The organism is Enterobacter cloacae complex sp. AR_0002 (assembly GCF_001922365.1).
GTDB lineage: Bacteria > Pseudomonadota > Gammaproteobacteria > Enterobacterales > Enterobacteriaceae > Enterobacter > Enterobacter hormaechei_C.
Genome location: NZ_CP018814.1, coordinates 4782137 through 4801035, shown reverse-complemented (window position 1 = coordinate 4801035; position 18899 = coordinate 4782137). Strand labels below are relative to the sequence as shown.

Annotated in this window: 17 protein-coding genes; 11 read left to right on the top strand and 6 right to left on the bottom strand. The window is 59.5% G+C overall.

Features of this window, described 5'->3' with window-relative positions:
* Positions 1–111: 111 nt before the first annotated feature.
* On the bottom strand, positions 112–1212 hold the full coding sequence (gene mltB / locus AM329_RS23845) for a lytic murein transglycosylase B (protein ID WP_057979986.1): 1101 nt from the start codon (positions 1210–1212) through the stop codon (positions 112–114).
* Between the two features lie 251 nt (positions 1213–1463).
* Between mltB and srlA the strand changes: the two genes are divergently transcribed.
* The 7 genes from srlA (at position 1464) to gutQ (ending at position 6374) form a co-directional block, all read left to right on the top strand.
* A complete protein-coding gene (gene srlA, locus AM329_RS23840) occupies positions 1464–2027 on the top strand; it encodes a PTS glucitol/sorbitol transporter subunit IIC (protein ID WP_003862164.1) in 564 nt (187 codons plus the stop codon).
* Positions 2024–2983: a PTS glucitol/sorbitol transporter subunit IIB gene (locus AM329_RS23835; protein ID WP_032610009.1), complete on the top strand. Its 960-nt coding sequence runs from the start codon at positions 2024–2026 to the stop codon at positions 2981–2983. The genes srlA and AM329_RS23835 overlap by 4 nt, the downstream gene beginning before the upstream one ends.
* A gap of 12 nt (positions 2984–2995) precedes the next feature.
* Positions 2996–3358 (top strand): PTS glucitol/sorbitol transporter subunit IIA, encoded by a 363-nt coding sequence (srlB, locus tag AM329_RS23830; RefSeq protein WP_022651730.1) that lies wholly within the window; start codon positions 2996–2998, stop codon positions 3356–3358.
* Positions 3359–3372: 14 nt separating this feature from the next.
* Positions 3373–4152, top strand: coding sequence for a sorbitol-6-phosphate dehydrogenase (gene srlD / locus AM329_RS23825; protein ID WP_032610012.1), 780 nt, complete (start codon positions 3373–3375; stop codon positions 4150–4152).
* Between the two features lie 67 nt (positions 4153–4219).
* Positions 4220–4579, top strand: a complete 360-nt coding sequence (gutM, locus tag AM329_RS23820) for a transcriptional regulator GutM (protein WP_023323656.1) — start codon at positions 4220–4222, stop codon at positions 4577–4579.
* A 63-nt stretch (positions 4580–4642) separates the two neighbouring features.
* Positions 4643–5416, top strand: coding sequence for a DNA-binding transcriptional repressor (locus AM329_RS23815; protein WP_022651731.1), 774 nt, complete (start codon positions 4643–4645; stop codon positions 5414–5416).
* The gene (gutQ, locus tag AM329_RS23810) at positions 5409–6374 is read left to right on the top strand and encodes an arabinose-5-phosphate isomerase GutQ (RefSeq protein ID WP_015571677.1); all 966 of its coding nucleotides are present in this window, start codon (positions 5409–5411) and stop codon (positions 6372–6374) included. The genes AM329_RS23815 and gutQ overlap by 8 nt, the downstream gene beginning before the upstream one ends.
* Here gutQ and norR read toward each other — a convergent pair.
* Positions 6371–7885 carry a nitric oxide reductase transcriptional regulator NorR gene (gene norR, locus AM329_RS23805; protein WP_032610014.1) on the bottom strand — a complete coding sequence of 505 codons (1515 nt, stop codon included), beginning with the start codon at positions 7883–7885 and terminating at the stop codon, positions 6371–6373. The genes gutQ and norR overlap by 4 nt on opposite strands.
* Before the next feature lie 187 nt (positions 7886–8072).
* Between norR and norV the strand changes: the two genes are divergently transcribed.
* Both norV and norW read left to right on the top strand, forming a co-directional pair.
* Entirely contained in the window at positions 8073–9521 is a 1449-nt protein-coding gene (norV, locus tag AM329_RS23800; RefSeq protein ID WP_022651734.1) for an anaerobic nitric oxide reductase flavorubredoxin, read from the top strand.
* The gene (gene norW, locus AM329_RS23795; RefSeq protein WP_032610015.1) at positions 9518–10651 is read left to right on the top strand and encodes an NADH:flavorubredoxin reductase NorW; all 1134 of its coding nucleotides are present in this window, start codon (positions 9518–9520) and stop codon (positions 10649–10651) included. Before norV ends, norW begins: the two co-directional genes overlap by 4 nt.
* A 126-nt stretch (positions 10652–10777) precedes the next feature.
* Here norW and AM329_RS23790 read toward each other — a convergent pair whose 3' ends face one another.
* The 4 genes from AM329_RS23790 to AM329_RS23775 form a co-directional block, all read right to left on the bottom strand.
* A complete protein-coding gene (locus AM329_RS23790) occupies positions 10778–11800 on the bottom strand; it encodes a HoxN/HupN/NixA family nickel/cobalt transporter (RefSeq protein WP_032610016.1) in 1023 nt (340 codons plus the stop codon).
* Between the two features lies 1 nt (position 11801).
* Positions 11802–14018, bottom strand: coding sequence for a carbamoyltransferase HypF (gene hypF, locus AM329_RS23785; RefSeq protein WP_032610018.1), 2217 nt, complete (start codon positions 14016–14018; stop codon positions 11802–11804).
* A gap of 5 nt (positions 14019–14023) precedes the next feature.
* Positions 14024–14569 carry an electron transport protein HydN gene (hydN, locus tag AM329_RS23780; protein ID WP_032610021.1) on the bottom strand — a complete coding sequence of 182 codons (546 nt, stop codon included), beginning with the start codon at positions 14567–14569 and terminating at the stop codon, positions 14024–14026.
* A 132-nt stretch (positions 14570–14701) separates the two neighbouring features.
* Positions 14702–15715, bottom strand: a complete 1014-nt coding sequence (locus tag AM329_RS23775) for a LacI family DNA-binding transcriptional regulator (protein ID WP_032610022.1) — start codon at positions 15713–15715, stop codon at positions 14702–14704.
* A gap of 214 nt (positions 15716–15929) precedes the next feature.
* Between AM329_RS23775 and ascF the strand changes: the two genes are divergently transcribed.
* Positions 15930–17381 (top strand): PTS cellobiose/arbutin/salicin transporter subunit IIBC, encoded by a 1452-nt coding sequence (gene ascF, locus AM329_RS23770; RefSeq protein WP_023314719.1) that lies wholly within the window; start codon positions 15930–15932, stop codon positions 17379–17381.
* An 18-nt stretch (positions 17382–17399) separates the two neighbouring features.
* A complete protein-coding gene (locus AM329_RS23765) occupies positions 17400–18824 on the top strand; it encodes a 6-phospho-beta-glucosidase (protein ID WP_032610023.1) in 1425 nt (474 codons plus the stop codon).
* The last annotated feature ends 75 nt before the right edge of the window (positions 18825–18899 follow it).

Sequence of the window (18899 nt, the reverse complement as noted above, 5' to 3'; positions counted from 1 at the left end):
AAACGGCGTAAGTAAAATGGGAGTGTGGCGAAATGTTTCTGCGGGAAACAGGTGCGGGCGGGTGCCCTCACCCCAGCCCTCTCCCACAGGGAGAGGGAGGCATAAAGGGACTTACTGGCTAAACGGTGACGCTGCTGGCACACGCGCCTGAGACACCGCCAGCCCCAGCTGCCACACCGCCATCGCATAGTGCGTGCTGTGGTTGTAGCGGGTAATGGTGTAGAAGTTCGGCAGCCCGAACCAGTACTGATAACCGGTTCCGACATCCAGGCGCAGCAGGCTCACCTGGTCAACATTGCCCAGCGGCTGAGACGGCGTTAAGCCTGCCGCTGCCAGCTGCGCCACGCTGTATTTGGTTTTAAATCCGTTTTCCAGACCAAACGCTTCGCCGTTCGCCTGTACCGCCACCTGGCCGCCCGGCGTCCAGCCATGCGCTTTGAAGTAGTTGGCCACGCTGCCAATAGCGTCTTCGGGATCCCACAGGTTGATGTGACCATCCCCGTTAAAATCTACCGCGTACTGCTTATAGGAGGACGGCATAAACTGGCCGTAGCCCATCGCACCGGCGAACGACCCTTTCAGATCTAACGGATCGTCCTGTTCGTCTCGCGCCATCAGCAGGAAGGTTTCCAGCTCGGAAGAGAAATACTCCGCGCGACGCGGGTAGTTGAAGGAGAGCGTCGCCAGCGCATCGAGGATGCGGGTTTTACCCATAATGCGTCCCCAGCGGGTCTCAACCCCAATAATACCGACGATGATCTCCGGCGGCACGCCATAGACCTGCCACGCGCGGTTCAGGGCGTCTTCATACTGATTCCAGAACACCACGCCATTTTGCACGTTGTCCGGGGTAATAAACTGTTTGCGATAACGCAGCCACGCCCCGTTTGGCCCGGTCGGCACCTGGGCCGTCGGCGCCTGCCTGTCCATCAGGCGCAGCACGTAGTCCAGACGCTTCGCCTGAGACAAAATGGCATGAAGCTGCTGGCGATCAAAACCGTGCTTGCTCACCATTTTATCGATGAACTGTTCGGCCGCAGGGTTATTCGCGAAGTCGCCGCCCATCTGCATCATATTGTGCTGCGGCTCCAGCAGGAATCCTCCGGAAGGCGCGCCCGCCGTTGGCTGAACGGCTTCGGTCTTGGGTTTGCTACTACAGGCGGACAGGAGAATAAGCGCAGGCAACAGCGCTGCATAACGACGCTTGAACATGTGGCATCCATTTAACGAGTTCGGTAAGAACCCAGTATGGTAAAGCATCCCCAACTCCTCAAGGAAGCGGTACGCACCTCCCCAACGCAAATCCGTGCCTTTTTCCACCAAAAATTATTCACCTCACCAATAAACTTTCAAAATAATACATTTTTCTTTCATTGCGAGATCTAACTAACACTTTAAAACCTTTCAAAGTGATTATTATTAGCCGCAGATAGACAAAAACAAACGCCCTACAGGAGAGAAGAATGATAGAAACCATCACCCATGGCGCCGAGTGGTTCATCGGGCTGTTTCAGAAAGGCGGAGAAGTGTTCACTGGCATGGTGACCGGGATCCTGCCCCTGCTGATCAGCCTGCTGGTGATCATGAACGCGCTGATTAACTTTATCGGCCAGCAGCGCATTGAGCGCTTCGCCCAGCGCTGCGCCGGAAACCCGCTGTCCCGCTACCTGATACTGCCCTTCATCGGCACCTTTGTGTTCTGCAACCCGATGACCTTAAGCCTCGGCCGCTTTATGCCAGAGAAGTACAAGCCGAGCTATTACGCCGCCGCCTCCTACAGCTGCCATTCCATGAACGGCCTGTTCCCGCACATCAACCCCGGCGAACTGTTTGTCTATCTCGGGATCGCCAGCGGCCTTACCACGCTTGGCCTGCCGCTCGGCCCGCTGGCGGTGAGCTACCTGCTGGTCGGTCTGGTCACCAACTTCTTCCGCGGCTGGGTGACAGATCTCACCACCGCCATTTTTGAGAAAAAAATGGGCATCCAGCTTGAACAGAAAGTCCATCTTTCAGGAGCCACAGCATGAACCGGATCCGCATTGAGAAAGGCACGGGCGGCTGGGGCGGCCCGCTGGAGTTCGACGCCACCGAAGGCAAAAAGATTGTGTACATCACCGCGGGCACGCGCCCGGCGATCGTCGACAAGTTGCGCGAGCTGACCGGCTGGGAAGCGGTCGACGGCTTCAAGGAAGGCGAACCGCCGGAAGCGGAAATCGGCGTGGCGGTGATCGACTGCGGCGGCACGCTGCGCTGCGGCATCTATCCGAAGCGCCGCATTCCGACGGTAAATATTCACTCCACCGGGAAATCCGGCCCGCTGGCGCAGTACATCGTTGAAGATATTTATGTGTCAGGCGTGAAGGAAGACAACATCACGCTGGTGAATGGCACATCTGCGCCGCAAAAAGCGGCCCCGCGCGAGTACGACACCAGCAAAAAAATCACCGAGCAGAGCGATGGCCTGCTGGCGAAGGTCGGGATGGGGATGGGGTCCGCCGTGGCGGTGCTGTTCCAGTCCGGGCGCGACACCATCGACACGGTGCTGAAGACCATTCTGCCGTTTATGGCATTCGTCTCGGCGCTGATCGGCATCATCATGGCCTCAGGCCTGGGCGACTGGATTGCCCACGGCCTCGCCCCGCTTGCCAGCCACCCGCTCGGCCTGGTGACGCTGGCGCTGATCTGCTCCTTCCCGCTGCTGTCGCCGTTCCTCGGCCCGGGCGCGGTGATTGCTCAGGTTATCGGCGTGCTGATTGGCGTGCAGATTGGTCTGGGGAATATTCCTCCGCACCTCGCCCTGCCCGCCCTGTTTGCCATTAACGCCCAGGCAGCGTGCGACTTTATCCCCGTGGGGCTGTCGCTGGCGGAAGCACGCCAGGAGACCGTGCGCGTGGGCGTGCCGTCCGTGCTGGTCAGCCGCTTCCTGACGGGCGCGCCGACGGTGCTGATTGCCTGGTTTGTTTCCGGCTTTATTTATCAATAAGAGGTGCCTGCCATGACTGTGATTTACCAGACAACCATTACCCGCATCGGCCAGAGCGCGGCGGATGCGCTGAGCGACCAAATGCTGATCACCTTCCGCGAAGGCGCCCCGGCAGATATCGAAGAGTTTTGCTTTATCCACTGCCACGGCGAGCTGAACGGCGAGCTGAAGGCAGGGAGCCAGCTACAGCTGGGCGAGGCGCGCTATGCCGTGACCGCCGTCGGCGACGTCGCTGAACAAAACCTGCGCGAGCTGGGGCACATCACCTTGCGTTTCGACGGCCAGCCGCAGGCGGAATATCCCGGTACGGTTCACGTAGTGGGCCCGGTTCCGCAGGCTGTGACCCCAGGCTGCACGTTAAAATTTATTTCGTAATAAAGGAGAGACACATGAGTCAGGTTGCCGTTGTCATTGGTGGGGGACAAACCTTAGGCGAGTTCCTCTGCCATGGGCTTGCCGCAGAGGGCTACCGCGTGGCGGTCGTGGATATTCAGAGTGAGAAAGCCGCCCGCGTAGCGGACGCCATCAACACCGAGTTTGGCGAAGGGATGGCGTACGGATTTGGTGCGGACGCCACCAGCGAGCAGAGCGTGATGGCGCTGGCCCGCGGCGTGGACGAGATATTTGGGCATATCGACCTGCTGGTCTACAGCGCGGGGATTGCGAAAGCGGCGTTTATCAGCGATTTCGAGCTGGGGGATTTTGACCGCTCGTTGCAGGTGAATCTGGTGGGCTATTTCCTCTGCGCCCGCGAATTTTCCCGTCTGATGATCCGCGACGGTATTCAGGGTCGCATCATTCAGATCAACTCAAAATCGGGGAAAGTGGGCAGCAAGCACAACTCCGGCTACAGCGCGGCGAAGTTTGGCGGCGTCGGGCTGACGCAGTCTCTGGCGCTGGATCTGGCCGAATACGGCATTACCGTTCACGCGCTGATGCTGGGTAACCTGCTGAAATCCCCGATGTTCCAGTCCCTGCTGCCACAGTACGCCGCCAAACTTGGCATCAAAGCTGAAGAAGTGGAGCAGTACTACATCGACAAAGTGCCGCTCAAGCGCGGGTGCGACTATCAGGACGTGCTGAACATGCTGCTGTTTTACGCCAGCCCGAAAGCCTCGTACTGCACCGGACAGTCGATTAACGTCACCGGTGGGCAGGTGATGTTCTGATCGAGCAGGGTGATGCCCTCACCCTCCCCCTCTCCCACCGGGAGAGGGAATATAACAAGGAGCCGATATGGTAACCGCACTCATCACCGTCGCCGCCCTCGCCTGGATCTGCCAGATGGCGTTTGGCGGCTGGCAGATCTACCAGTTTAACCGCGCCTTTGATGCGTTGTGTCAGAAGGGACGCGTCGGCGTCGGGCGTTCCGGGGGGCGCTTTAAGCCGCGCGTGGTGGTTGCCGTTGCGCTGGATGAACACAACCGGGTGAGCGATTCCCTCATCATGCGCGGCGTAACGGTGTTTGCCCGTCCGACCAAAATTCAGGCGATCAACGGCATTTCGCTGCATGAATTACAACCTGATGTGATCTTCCCCCATGATTCACTCTGTCAGAATGCACTATCATTAGCGCTTAATCTGAAACATGGATAATTTCGTTGTGAAAGTTATAAACTTGCGGAATTATCATTTCGCAACGTAAGGAACGAAGCGCCTATGAAACCACGTCAGCGGCAGGCGGCCATACTTGAGCATCTGCAAAAGCAGGGAAAGTGCTCGGTAGAGGATCTGGCCCACTACTTTGACACCACCGGCACGACAATACGCAAGGACCTGGTGTTGCTCGAAAACTCCGGCGCCGTCATTCGTACCTACGGCGGCGTGGTGCTCAATAAAGACGAAGCCGACCCGCCTATCGACCACAAAACGCTGATCAATACTCACCAGAAAGCGCTGATTGCCGAAGCCGCCGTCAAATTTATCCATGACGGCGATTCCATTATCCTCGACGCAGGCAGTACTGTCCTACAGATGATCCCGCTGCTCAGCCGCTTTAATAACATCACCGTGATGACCAACAGCCTGCACATCGTCAATGCCCTGTCAGAGTTCGACAGCGAGCAGACCATCCTGATGCCCGGTGGCACCTTCCGTAAAAAATCGGCGTCGTTTCACGGGCAGCTGGCGGAGAATGCCTTCGACCACTTCAGCTTCGATAAGCTGTTTATGGGCACCGACGGCATCGACCTCAACGCGGGCGTGACTACCTTCAACGAGGTGTTCAGCGTCAGCAAAGCGATGTGCAACGCCGCACGGGAAGTAATTTTGATGGCGGACTCGTCGAAGTTTGGCCGTAAAAGCCCCAACATTGTCTGTAGCCTTGAAAGCGTCGATAAGCTGATTACCGACGCAGGTATCGATCCGGCATTTAAAAAAGCGCTGGAAGCGAAGGGCATCGACGTGATCGTAACCGGAGAGAAAAATGAGTGATTTTCTGTTAAACGCAGGCCGTCAGACCCTGCTGCTGGAGCTACAGGAAGCCAGCCGCCTGCCGGAGCGTCTGGGTGAGGATTTTGTTCGTGCAGCCAACACCATTATCCACTGCGAGGGTAAAGTGATCGTGGCGGGTATCGGTAAATCCGGTCATATCGGCAAGAAGATTGCCGCGACGCTTGCCAGCACCGGCACCCCGGCGTTCTTTGTGCATCCTGCCGAAGCGCTGCACGGCGATCTGGGGATGATCGAAAGCCGCGACGTGATGCTGTTTATCTCCTACTCCGGTTCAGCCAAAGAGCTGGATCTCATCATCCCTCGCCTGCAAGAAAAATCGGTGGCCCTGTTAGCGATGACCGGCAAATCCCGATCGCCGCTGGCGCTGGCCGCGAAAGCAACGCTGGATATTTCCGTTGAGCGCGAAGCCTGTCCGATGCACCTGGCACCGACCTCCAGCACCGTCAACACCCTGATGATGGGCGACGCGCTGGCAATGGCGGTGATGCAGGCGCGCGGTTTTAATGAGGAAGATTTCGCCCGCTCCCATCCTGCGGGCGCGCTTGGGGCACGTCTGCTCAACAAGGTTCACCACCTGATGCGCACCGACGATGCCATTCCTCAGGTCAAACTCGACACCAGCGTGATGGACGCCATGCTGGAGCTGAGCCGCACCGGGCTGGGGCTGGTTGCGGTATGCGACAATGACCGCCAGGTGAAGGGCGTCTTCACCGACGGCGACCTGCGCCGCTGGCTGGTGGGCGGCGGCAAGCTGGAGGCGCGGGTATCCGAAGCAATGACCCAGGGCGGACTGACGCTGAATGCCGACAGCCGCGCCATTGAAGCCAAAGAGGTGCTGATGAAGCGCAAAATCACCGCCGCGCCGGTGGTGGACGAGCACGGCAGGCTGTGCGGCGCGATCAACCTGCAAGACTTCTACCAGGCGGGGATTATTTAACCCTTCAGCCCCAGACGTTTCGCCAGCCTGTGGAGGTTGGCGACGTCCATCTCCAGCGCCCGCGCGCACGCCGCCCAGCTGCGGTTATTCTGCTCCAGCGCGCGGGTGATCATCTGACGCTGGAACGCATTCGTCGCCTCGCGCAGGTTTTCGTTCACGCTCTCAGGTATCACCGGCTTCACGGACGGCGTCGTTTCCTCATGCAGCGCGAAATGGCGCGCATGAATTACCACTTCATCCCCCGAACGCGTAGCCCGCGCCAGCACCACCGCGCGGTGAATCGCATGTTCCAGTTCACGCACGTTACCCGGCCAGCCGTAGCTCAGCAGGTGCGTCCTCGCACCGGGGCTTAGCACCACGCGGGAAAGCCCCATTTTGAGCCGACACTGTTCGCAGAAAAAGCCCGCCAGCAGCACCACATCCTCGCCCCGCTCGCGCAGCGGCGGCACCGTGAGCGGGAACACGCTCAGACGGTGGAACAGATCGGCGCGGAAATTCCCCGCCAGCACCTCTTCGCGCAGATCGCGGTTCGTCGCCGCCAGCACGCGCACATCCACGCGTAAGCTGCGATCGTCTCCCACGCGTTGAATATCGCCATACTGCAACACCCGCAGCAGTTTGGCCTGGAGCGAAAGGGAGAGTTCGCCAATTTCATCGAGGAACAGCGTGCCGTTATCGGCCATTTCGAACTTGCCGCTGCGGTTGCTGATCGCCCCGGTAAAGGCCCCTTTGACGTGTCCGAACAGCTCACTTTCCGCCACGCTTTCCGGCAGCGCCGCGCAGTTGAGATAGACCAGCGGATTCACCGCACGGGGCGAGGCTTCGTGGATCGCTTTCGCCACCAGCTCTTTACCGGTGCCGGTCTCCCCGAAGATCAGTACGTTCAAATCAGACGCGGCGACAATCTCAATCTCTTTTTTGAGCTGCGCCATGCCTGGCGAAAGGCCGATCATTTCGGTGTGCGCCACCTGCTCAAACGCCGTCGGGCTACCCGGAAGAATATTCTGGCTCTCCAGCTGTTCTATCAGCAGGGCGTTGTTCAGCGCCCCGGCCGCCAGCGCAGCAATCAGCCGTAGCTCTTCGTCGCTGAAGGTATCGAACTGATCCGGCGACATGCCGTCGAGGGTTAACGCACCAATCAGGTTCTGCCCGGCAAACAGCGGCAGGCCGATACAGGCGTGCACCTTCAGGCTCTCCTGCCCGGGGATCAGGCCGTCGTAAGGGTCGGGCAGATCGCTGTCCGCCGGGAAACGCACCACGTCACCCGCACGGGCGATGGTTTCCAGACGCGGGTGGCCCTCCAGGGTAAAGCGCCGCCCGAGTACGTCCTTCGCCAGACCGTCGATAGCCAGCGGAATAAACTGCCGCCCTTCGTAACGCAGCAGCGCCGAGGCATCGCAATCCAGCACGTGACGCAACGTGGAGATCAGCCGCTGAAAGCGGTCCTGATGACCAATACCGGTTTGCAGTTCTATGGCGATCTTCGCCAGCACATCTACGGAAAAGCTCATCTCTGCCTCACTGTCATTTTGACAATACATAGTGTCATATTGACAATTTTTAAGATAGTCAAAATGACTACCTATTTGGGAGCATCAAAATATAAATACATTATTTTCAATAATTTAAAAAGTTGGCACGCAACTTGATATATGACAGTCATCTTATTTGAAAACGCCGTATTAAGTTGAGGTTGCTATGTCTATTCTGGTTAAAAATAACATTCATTGGGTGGGTCAACGTGACTGGGAAGTACGTGATTTTCACGGGACGGAATACAAAACGCTGCGCGGTAGCAGCTACAACAGCTATCTCATTCGTGAAGGTAAAAACGTCCTGATCGATACCGTCGATCACAAATTCAGCCGCGAGTTCGTGCAGAACCTGCGCAGCGAAATCGATCTGAATGAGATCGACTACATTATCATCAACCACGCGGAAGAGGATCATGCCGGGGCGCTGACCGAGCTGATGTCCCACATTCCGGATACCCCGATCTACTGCACCACTAACGCCATTGACTCCATCAACGGCCACCACCACCATCCGGAGTGGAACTTCCACACTGTGAAAACCGGCGACACGCTGGATATCGGCAACGGCAAACAGCTGATCTTCGTGGAAACCCCAATGCTGCACTGGCCGGACAGCATGATGACCTACATGACCGGTGACGCGGTGCTGTTCAGTAACGACGCCTTCGGCCAGCACTACTGCGACGAACGTCTGTTCAACGACGAAGTGGATCAGACCGAGCTGTTCGAACAGTGCCAACGCTACTACGCCAACATCCTGACCCCGTTCAGCCGTCTGGTCACGCCAAAAATCACCGAGATCCTCGGCTTCAACCTGCCGGTGGATATGATTGCCACCTCCCACGGCGTGGTATGGCGTGAAAATCCAACCCAGATTGTCGAACTGTACCTGAAGTGGGCGGCGGACTATCAGGAAGACCGCATTACGATCTTCTACGACACCATGTCCAACAACACCCGCATGATGGCGGACGCCATTGCCCAGGGCATCAACGAAGTTGACCCGAACGTGGCGGTGAAAATCTTCAACGTGGCGCGCAGCGATAAGAATGAGGTATTGACCAACGTCTTCCGCTCCAAAGGCGTGCTGGTGGGTACCTCCACCATGAATAACGTGATGATGCCGAAAATTGCCGGACTGGTGGAAGAGATGACCGGCCTGCGCTTCCGTAACAAACGCGCCAGCGCCTTTGGTTCACACGGCTGGAGCGGCGGCGCGGTAGACCGTCTCTCCACCCGTTTACAGGATGCCGGTTTTGAGATGTCCCTGAGCCTGAAGGCGAAATGGCGTCCGGATCTCGACGCGCTGGAAATCTGTCGCCAGCACGGTCGCGACATTGCCCGCCAGTGGGCGCTTGCGCCACTGCCGGAAACCGCACCCGCCGCGGCTGTTGCGCCGGAAGCCGTAGCAGAAGCCGCTCCTGCCGCTGCCGACCTCGGCCCTTGCATGCAGTGCAGCGTCTGCCAGTGGATTTACGATCCTGAGCTGGGCGAGCCGTTGCAGGATGTCGCGCCGGGTACGCCATGGAGCGAGGTGCCGGACAACTTCCTCTGCCCGGAATGTTCCCTCGGGAAAGACGTCTTTGATGAACTGGCAACGGAGGCAAAATGAGCCACGGCATCGTCATTATCGGCTCGGGCTTTGCCGCCCGCCAGCTGGTGAAAAATATCCGCAAACAGGATGCTAACGTGCCGTTGACGGTAATCGCCGCCGACAGCATGGATGAGTACAACAAGCCTGATTTAAGCCACGTCATTAGCCAGAATCAGCGCGCCGACGATCTCACCCGCCAGACGGCGGGGGAGTTTGCAGAACAGTTTAACCTGCGTCTGTTTCCGTACACCTGGGTGACCGATATCGACGCCGACGCCCACGTGGTGAACGCGAAAGATAAAACCTGGCACTACGACAAGCTGGTGCTGGCGACGGGGGCATCGGCGTTTGTGCCGCCGGTTGAGGGCCGCGAACTAATGGTCACGCTCAACAGCCAGCAGGAGTATCAGGCCAGCGAGACCCTGTTACGCGACGCCACGCGGGTGATGATTGTCGGCGGCGGGCTGATTGGCACTGAGCTGGCGATGGACTTCTGCCGGGCGGGAAAATCCGTCACCCTGGTTGACCACGCGGCCAGCATTCTGTCAGCGCTGATGCCAGCAGAAGTAAGCAGTCGCTTACAGCATCGTCTGACCGACATGGGCGTGCATCTGCTGCTGAAATCGCAGTTGCAGAGCCTGAGCAAAACCGAAACCGGCATTTGTGCGACGCTCGACTGCAACCGCAGCGTGGAAGTGGATGTGGTAATTGCGGCGACGGGGTTGCGCCCGGAAACCGCGCTGGCGCACCGCGCGGGCGCAGAGATCAATCGCGGCGTGAAGGTGGACAGCTACCTGCAAACCACCCAGCCGGATATTTATGCCCTGGGCGACTGCGCGGAAATTAACGGCCAGGTGCTGCCGTTCCTGCAACCGATTCAGTTAAGCGCCATGTTCCTGGCGAAAAACCTGCTCGGCGGCAACGCCCCGGTGAAATTACCCGCCATGCTGGTGAAGGTAAAAACGCCGGAACTACCGCTGCATCTCGCAGGTGAAACGCAGCGTCAGGATCTGGACTGGCAGATTGCCCTTTCGCCTCAGGGCATGGTGGCGCGCGGCACCGATACTGCCGGTCAGATGCGCGCCTTTGTGGTCAGCGAAGACAGAATGAAGGAGGCCTTCGCGCTGCTGAAATCGTTACCTGCTTAACCCTCGTCATGCCGGGCGGCGCTCCGCTTACCCGGCCTACAGTACTGCCACGCTTACTTAACCTTTGGATTTTATTGTCCACCGCCCCGATGTCCCGGGGCTTTTTTTATGGCTACCCTTTCAGCGTCAGGAGCGCACCACCAGCGCGTCATAACCGCGCCAGCGGTAGTTCGCCATCGAGATCAGCCAGCAGGCGACAAACAGCCCGACCACCACAAATCCGGCATCGCCCAGGTTATCGTTCACCGCGCCAATCAGATCCCACACGCCGCCGCTGAGGGAGAACTTGTCCATCAGCAGACCCAGCGCTTCCAGGCCGCCGATAAACAGCGCCACTACCACCGAAGTGCCGGTGATGGTCATGTTGTAGTACAGCTTGCGCTGCGGCTTGTTAAACGCCCAGCCGTAGGCACCCACCATCAGCAGGTTATCGAGCGTATCCACCAGCGCCATGCCGCTGGCGAAGAGCGCCGGGAAGATCATGATCGACCACACCGACATCCCGCTGGAGGCGCTGGCGGCGGAGATCCCCAGCACGCCGATTTCGGTGGCCGTGTCAAAGCCGAGGCCAAACAGGAAACCGACCAGGTACATCTGCCAGCTTTTATTGACGAGGCGGAAGGTTTTGCCGAACAGCCAGTTCATGACGCCACCCTGTGCAGGCAGCGTGATGTCGCCCTGCACCGGCTTGCCGTGTTTCAGTGCCTGAAAACTGCGCCAGACGCCGCGCAGGATCACCATATTCACCAGCGCCATCGCCAGCAGGAAGGTGGCGGAGACGGCGGTGCCAATCAGGCTGCCGGTTTCGTGGAACCATGCCATGTTTTTCTGAAACGCCGTGGCGGTAGCGGCGATAGCAATGGAGGCCAGCACCACGATGGTGGAGTGTCCGAGGGAAAACCATGCGCCCACGCCGGACGGGCGCTTGCCCTGCTGCATCATCTTACGCGTCACGGTATCAATCGCGGCGATATGGTCGGCATCCACCGCATGACGCAGTCCGTAACACCAGGCCAGCAGGCTGGCCGCCATCAGCGCCGTAATGTCGCTAAAGGTGTGCCACGCCAGCCCCCAGGCCAGCAGGTTAGCCATCCCGAGAGCCAGCAGCAGGCACGCTGCACGAGGTTCATTGCGTAACAGTCGTAACATTTTAAGTCCTTTGTAAACATGATCGGGCGGCAGCAACCACCGCCTGCCCGAAGGAGATCGCTCCGTCACCTGCGGGCAGGCGCGAAGGAAAAAGAAGCGTGAAATCAGAAAGGTAATGACGAAGGCGCGCGCGCAGCAGGCGGTTGTGAAGGACGCCGCCGCTGAAGCACACCGTAGAGAGCGACCGTCGGCGGGCATGCGTTGCCGCCAGTTCGCTCAGCCCTTTTGCCAGCGCATCGTGAAAGGCCCAGGCGCGCTCGCCGGGCTCCGCCCGCCAGGCCAGCCACTGCTGCCAGAACAGCGCAAGGTTATCCGTCTGGAGCGTCACCGGATGATCAACCCCTGCACAGCGTTCGGCCAGCGCCTCCAGCCGGCACGCGGCTTCGCCCTCATAGCGTTGCGTTTCAATGCCCAGCGCACAGGCCACGGCGTCGAACAGACGACCACAGGAGGAGGCCCGCGGCGCATTGATACCGCGCGACACCGCCGTTGCCAGCAGCGGCCAGTTTTGACGCTGTACCGCCTCCGTTTCCGGGTACTGCTGCCAGTCAGGTACGAACGCCAGACAGTGGGCGAGCAAATTGCGCCACGGCTGTTTTGCCGCCAGATCGCCACCCGGTAGCGCAACGGCTGGCAGACCGCCCAGCCGTTCGCAGTCGCGATAGTTCACCCGCAGGCACTCGCCGCCCCACAGCGCGCCGTTCTCGCCCATGCCGATCCCGTCCAGCGTCAGGGCAATAACATCCCCGCCGTCGAGCGGCCAGCCGTTCTCCGCCAGACACGCTACCGCATGCGCATGATGATGCAGCACGGTCTCAACGGGCAGCGCTTGCGTCCGGGCCCACTGTCGGGCGTGATATCCCGGATGGGCATCGCACACCACACGCTCTGGCTGGAAAGCGTAGATCTCCTGCATCGTCGAGAGCGCACTGCGCCACTGCGCCTCTACGCCCTCGTCGCTCAGATCGCCAAAATGCTGGCTCAGCACCGCCTGGTTGCCACGTACCAGGCAGAAGGTATTTTTCATCTCCGCGCCGGTGCATAACATGGGCGGGATGTCGCGGAATCCGGCGGGCAATGTGATGGCATCCGGCACAAAACCGCGTGCGCGACGCAACATCGTGCCCTCCTGGTCCATCACTGAATCATCCATCCGTTGCAGGATGTCGCGGTTGTGCAGCAGGAAGCCGTCAGCGATGTCACTGAGTTCTTCCAGCGCCTGCTGGTTGCTTATGGCGGGTGGATGGCCACTGAGGTTGGCGGAGGTCATCACCAGCGGACGCTGACAGTCCAACATCAGCAAATGCTGGAGCGGGTTCGCAGGCAACATCACACCAACCGTATTCAGCCCCGGCGCAATCTCCTCAGGAAACGCAGGAAGGCAGGCTTTTGGCGTCAGCACAATCGGCGCAGCGGGTGAACGTAACAGCGTCTGGATGGCCTTCGGCAGATCGTTCGCATGCGGGATCATCACCGCCAGCGGCCTGGTCGGGCGCTGCTTGCGTGCCCGTAATTTCCGAACCGCCTGCGGGTTAAGCGCGTCGCAGACCAAGTGAAAACCGCCCAGCCCTTTGACCGCCACAATCCCGCCGCCTTCCAGCATCGCCACCGCCGCGCTTAACGCCGATTCGCGGGCAGCAGCAGCCTCCCCGGCTCGCCACTCCAGCTGCGGCCCGCAGTCCGGGCAGGCCACTGGCTGGGCGTGAAAACGCCGATCAGCCGGGTTGCGGTACTCCGTTTCACAGGGCACACAGAGCGGGAATGGCGCCATTGACGTGGCCGGGCGATCATAGGGCATGGCGCGGATAATGGTAAACCGCGGCCCGCAGTGGGTGCAGTTGATAAACGGGTAGCGGTAGCGACGTTCGCGGGGATCGCGCATCTCCGCCAGGCACGCGGGACAGGTGGCGGCATCCGGGACGATTTGCGTGTCCATCGCCCCGCGATCGCTGTGGCGGATGGTAAAGTCCTCAGGCATGTCCGCCCAGGTGAACGGCTGCGTTTCAACGCGATCGATGCGCGCCAGCGGTGGGCAGTCCTGATGCAGCCTCGCGGTAAAGTCCCCCCCATTACCCGCGAGACGCACCAGGACACCCTCTCCGTCGTTGCAGACATCGCCCACAAGCTTCAGCCGGTGCGCCAGCTGCCAGACGAAGGGCCGAAACCCCACGCCCTGCACCTTGCCGCGCACCCGCAGCTGAACGCCGTTGCTGCTCATACGGTTCAGAACAGCAGTGATGACGAGGTGTCGAACGCCGCGCGGCGACGTTTTTCGGCACTCATCTGTTCGAGCTTGCCTCGATCGACGCAAACCAGCGCATGCGTCGGACAGGCTTCCATACACGCCGGACCGGCGTCGCGGTGGTAGCAGAGGTCACATTTATTGGCTTCGGCTTTCTCCGCGCGCACGCTCAGCCCGATACCGCTGTTGCGAACCACCGGGCGAACCACCACCTCCATCGCGCCATACGGACACGCCACCACACAGGTTTTGCACCCGATGCAGCGCTCCTGCATCACATGCACGAAGCCTTTCTCGCGCTTAATCGCCCCGTTCGGACAGACGTTGGCGCACGGCGCGTCTTCACACTGGCGACAGATAGCGGCGGTAGAAATATTCACGCCTTTAATGACGTGGATGCGCGGCAGAAAGGTATCAGGGGTGAGAGAGGCGCAATCCTGCTCTGCCTGATGGGACACCACGCACGCCACTTCACAGGTACGGCAACCAATGCATTTGCTGGCATCGGCCATAATAAAACGGTTCATCTGCTTCTCCGGCATAACTGTTATGCGCGAAGCTATTCATAAACCGTGCCAATATTTAATTCGTTGATTTTAAAGCGAAATAAAAAGAAGTAGTTCTGTCATCGTCATTAGTGACGATGACAGATGTCGACGTCAGCGATGCGGGCCGTCAATAACGGAGTCGCGCAGGATAAGCTCGCCGGAGAAGGTTTGCTGAAGCTTAAACTCACCGCCGTCGAGCATGAAAATCAGGCGGCTGATGGTCTCCTGGATCATCTCCGTTACCGGAATACGCACGCTGGAGAGGGACGGCACGATATAGGGCGCGATTGCCACGTCGTCAAAGCCGATGACGGACACCGCGCCCGGTGTGGCGACGCCGCTCTCGTGCAACTGCCTGATGGCGCCAATCGCCATATCGTCGTTACTCGCCACCAGCGCGGTAAACGCTTCGCCGCGGGTGAGCAGCTGAGAGACCGCCGTCGCGCCGCTGGCCGGGCTCCACTTCCCTTCGGCGATCAGCGCGTCACGAACTGCAATCCCGTGCTGCGCCAGCGCGTCCCTGTAACCGGAAAGACGCTCCACCCCGGTGGGTGAATCCAGCGAACCGGTGATAAACGCAATCTCCCGGTGGCCTTTCGCGATGAGCTGCGATACCGCGTCCTGACACGACGCTTTATGATCGGACCAGACGCTGTGGCTGCTGTTTTTCCGCAAACGGCGGTTGAGCACCATGATCGGCTGCTCGCATTTCTCAATGATCTCGTCCAGCGCTTCCACGCTCAGAAAACGCGGGTAGATGATCACCGCGTCGCAGCGCATGTCGAGCAGGTACTGGATCGCCTCGCGCTCCTCTTCGGCGCTGTGCTTGCCGTCCGCCAGGATCAGCTGGCGCCCCTTCTCTTCCGTCATCCGCGCGGCGTTAAACAGCAGCTCGCTAAAGTAGACCCCATGGTACAGGGTGTTCGTCACCACCAGCCCCAGGGTCTGGGTGCGTTTGGTCGCCAGGTTTCGCGCCAGCAGATTGGGGCGATACCCGCTTTCTTCGATGGCCTGAAACACGCGGTCTTTCGTCTCCTGGCTGACGTAACCGTTCCCCGACAGCACCCGGGAGACCGTCGCTTTCGACACGCCTGCCCGCTTCGCCACTTCCAGCATGGTGGTCATAGTGTTATTCCATTCAAAACCGATGAGCCGCAGTGTACTTCACCGCAGAAAAATTGTCGCAGCGACGTTATCACGCTTTTTACGGCCACGAGTGATCGTCATCACGAAACGAAAAAATGCATAAAAAGTGGTCTTGTTTCGTTAAAAGAAACTCATGATGATTATGTGAAACCGGTTTCCTACACTTCTCACAACGATAACAGGATCACATCCGATGGCAAAAAATTACGCTGCGCTGGCAAACGACGTTGTTAGCGCGCTGGGCGGTAAAGAGAACATCGTCGCCGTCACCCACTGCATGACGCGCCTGCGCTTCGTTCTGAAAGACGAAAGCCTTACCGACACCGCGCGCCTGAAAAGCATCAGCGGCGTGCTCGGCGTGGTGCGCAACGACAACCAGTGCCAGGTGATCATCGGCAACACCGTGTCCCAGGCATACCGTGAAGTGGTGAGCCTGCTGCCCGCCAACCTGCAACCTGCCGTAGCGGAAGGTCCACAGAAGCTCACGCTGCGCCGGATTGGCGCCGGGATCCTCGACGCGCTGATCGGCACTATGTCTCCGCTGATCCCGGCGATCATCGGCGGGTCGATGGTCAAGCTGCTGGCGATGATCCTTGAGATGACCGGCGTGCTGGGCAAAGGTGACCCGACGCTGACGATCCTGACCGTTATCGGCGACGGCGCGTTCTTCTTCCTGCCGCTGATGGTGGCGGCTTCCGCAGCGGTGAAGTTCAAAACCAACATGTCCCTGGCAATCGCCATCGCGGGCGTGCTGGTTCACCCGAGCTTTATCGAGCTGATGGCCAAGGCCGCGCAGGGCGAGCACGTTGAGTTCGCGTTCATTCCGGTGACGGCGGTGAAATACACCTATACCGTTATCCCGGCGCTGGTGATGACCTGGTGCCTGTCGTACATCGAACGCTGGGTGGATCGCATTACCCCGGCGGTGACGAAAAACTTCCTCAAGCCGATGCTGATCGTGCTGATTGCCGCCCCGCTCGCCATCGTGCTGATTGGCCCGCTGGGGATCTGGATCGGCAGCGCCATCTCCGCGCTGGTCTACACCATTCACGGCTATCTGGGCTGGCTCTCCGTTGCCATTATGGGCGCGCTGTGGCCGCTGCTGGTGATGACCGGGATGCACCGCGTGTTTACGCCGACTATCATCCAGACCATTGCCGAAACGGGCAAAGAAGGGATGGTGATGCCGTCGGAAATCGGCGCCAACCTGTCGCTCGGCGGTTCATCGCTGGCGGTAGCGTGGAAAACCAAAAACCCGGAGCTGCGCCAGACGGCGCTGGCCGCGGCGGCCTCCGCCATCATGGCGGGGATCTCTGAACCGGCCCTGTACGGCGTGGCGGTACGCCTGAAGCGTCCGCTGATTGCGAGTCTGATCAGCGGCTTTATCTGCGGCGCGGTGGCAGGAATGGCCGGTCTTGCCAGCCATTCGATGGCGGCGCCGGGGCTGTTTACCAGCGTGCAGTTCTTCGACCCGGCCAACCCGATGACCATCGTCTGGGTGTTTGGCGTGATGGGTCTGGCAGTGGTGCTGTCGTTTGTGCTGACCCTGCTGTTAGGGTTTGAGGATATCCCGGTAGAAGACGAAGCCGAAAAAGCACGCGCCCTGCAAACCGCACCGGTACAGAACAAAGCAGCAGAAGCATAAACTGAAAGCGAGGTAAGAATGTCTGTTTTTCCACAAGGATTTTTATGGGGCGGCGCGCTTGCCGCCAACCAGAGTGAAGGGGCTTACCGTGAAGGCGGCAAAGGACTGACGACGGTCGATATGATCCCCCACGGCGCAAACCGCCTGGCGGTAAAAGTCGGCAAGGAAAAACGGTTTTCGTTGCGGGACGACGAATTCTACCCGAGCCACGAGGCGATTGATTTTTACCATCGCTACAAAGAAGACATCGCCCTGATGGCGGAGATGGGCTTTACGGTGTTCCGCACCTCGATTGCCTGGAGCCGCCTCTACCCGAACGGCGACGAACCGCTGCCGAATCAGGAAGGCATTGCCTTCTACCGCGCGGTGTTCGAGGAGTGTAAAAAGTACAACATCGAGCCGCTGGTCACGCTCTGCCATTTCGACGTGCCGATGCACCTGGTGACGGAGTACGGCTCCTGGCGCAACCGTAAGATGGTGGATTTCTTCGCCCGCTACGCCCGCACCTGCTTTGAAGAATTTAACGGGCTGGTGAAATACTGGCTGACCTTCAACGAAATCAACATCATGCTGCACAGCCCGTTCTCCGGCGCGGGGCTGGTGTTTGAGGAAGGTGAAAACGAAGATCAGGTGAAATACCAGGCTGCGCACCACGAGCTGGTGGCGAGCGCGCTGGCGACCAAAATTGCCCACGAGGTAAACCCGGAAAACCAGGTCGGCTGCATGCTGGCGGGCGGCAATTTTTACCCCTGGTCCTGCAAGCCGGAAGACGTGTGGATGGCGCTGGAGAAAGACCGCGAGAACCTGTTCTTTATCGACGTGCAGGCGCGCGGCAGCTATCCGGCCTACTCCGCCCGCGTGTTCCGCGAGAAAGGCGTGGTGATTGTCAAAGACCCGGGCGACGATGAACTGCTGAAAAACACCGTCGACTTTGTCTCGTTCAGCTATTACGCCTCGCGCTGCGCGTCGGCGGACATGAACGCGGGCAACACCAGCGCGGCGAACATCGTGAAGTCCCTGCGTAACCCACACATTCAGGTGAGCGAGTGGGGCTGGGGCATCGACCCGCTCGGCCTGCGCATCACCATGAACATGATGTACGACCGCTACCAGAAGCCGCTGTTCCTGGTGGAAAACGGCCTCGGGGCGAAGGACGTCATTGATGAAAACGGCGAGATCAACGACGACTACCGCATCAGCTACCTGCGCGAGCACATCCGCGCGATGGGCGACGCGATTGAGGACGGCGTTCCGCTGCTGGGCTACACCACCTGGGGCTGCATCGACCTGGTCTCGGCCTCAACCGGGGAGATGAGCAAGCGCTATGGATTTGTCTACGTCGACCGCGACGACGCCGGGAACGGCACGCTGGAACGGAAACGCAAGAAATCGTTCGGATGGTATAAGAAGGTGATTGCGAGTAACGGGGGGGATCTCGAGTAGCCTGTTGCCCTCACTCCAGCCCTCTCCCACAGGGAGAGGGAGATGGGTTTGGTAGGCCGGGTAAGGCGAAGCCGC

What these genes read in the sequence shown, in the direction of transcription:
- mltB (WP_057979986.1), bottom strand. Translation starts at nt 1,212, where the DNA reads ATGTTCAAGCGTCGTTATGCAGCGCTGTTGCCTGCGCTTATTCTCCTG.
- srlA (WP_003862164.1), top strand. Translation starts at nt 1,464, where the DNA reads ATGATAGAAACCATCACCCATGGCGCCGAGTGGTTCATCGGGCTGTTT.
- AM329_RS23835 (WP_032610009.1), top strand. Translation starts at nt 2,024, where the DNA reads ATGAACCGGATCCGCATTGAGAAAGGCACGGGCGGCTGGGGCGGCCCG.
- srlB (WP_022651730.1), top strand. Translation starts at nt 2,996, where the DNA reads ATGACTGTGATTTACCAGACAACCATTACCCGCATCGGCCAGAGCGCG.
- srlD (WP_032610012.1), top strand. Translation starts at nt 3,373, where the DNA reads ATGAGTCAGGTTGCCGTTGTCATTGGTGGGGGACAAACCTTAGGCGAG.
- gutM (WP_023323656.1), top strand. Translation starts at nt 4,220, where the DNA reads ATGGTAACCGCACTCATCACCGTCGCCGCCCTCGCCTGGATCTGCCAG.
- AM329_RS23815 (WP_022651731.1), top strand. Translation starts at nt 4,643, where the DNA reads ATGAAACCACGTCAGCGGCAGGCGGCCATACTTGAGCATCTGCAAAAG.
- gutQ (WP_015571677.1), top strand. Translation starts at nt 5,409, where the DNA reads ATGAGTGATTTTCTGTTAAACGCAGGCCGTCAGACCCTGCTGCTGGAG.
- norR (WP_032610014.1), bottom strand. Translation starts at nt 7,885, where the DNA reads ATGAGCTTTTCCGTAGATGTGCTGGCGAAGATCGCCATAGAACTGCAA.
- norV (WP_022651734.1), top strand. Translation starts at nt 8,073, where the DNA reads ATGTCTATTCTGGTTAAAAATAACATTCATTGGGTGGGTCAACGTGAC.
- norW (WP_032610015.1), top strand. Translation starts at nt 9,518, where the DNA reads ATGAGCCACGGCATCGTCATTATCGGCTCGGGCTTTGCCGCCCGCCAG.
- AM329_RS23790 (WP_032610016.1), bottom strand. Translation starts at nt 11,800, where the DNA reads ATGTTACGACTGTTACGCAATGAACCTCGTGCAGCGTGCCTGCTGCTG.
- hypF (WP_032610018.1), bottom strand. Translation starts at nt 14,018, where the DNA reads ATGAGCAGCAACGGCGTTCAGCTGCGGGTGCGCGGCAAGGTGCAGGGC.
- hydN (WP_032610021.1), bottom strand. Translation starts at nt 14,569, where the DNA reads ATGAACCGTTTTATTATGGCCGATGCCAGCAAATGCATTGGTTGCCGT.
- AM329_RS23775 (WP_032610022.1), bottom strand. Translation starts at nt 15,715, where the DNA reads ATGACCACCATGCTGGAAGTGGCGAAGCGGGCAGGCGTGTCGAAAGCG.
- ascF (WP_023314719.1), top strand. Translation starts at nt 15,930, where the DNA reads ATGGCAAAAAATTACGCTGCGCTGGCAAACGACGTTGTTAGCGCGCTG.
- AM329_RS23765 (WP_032610023.1), top strand. Translation starts at nt 17,400, where the DNA reads ATGTCTGTTTTTCCACAAGGATTTTTATGGGGCGGCGCGCTTGCCGCC.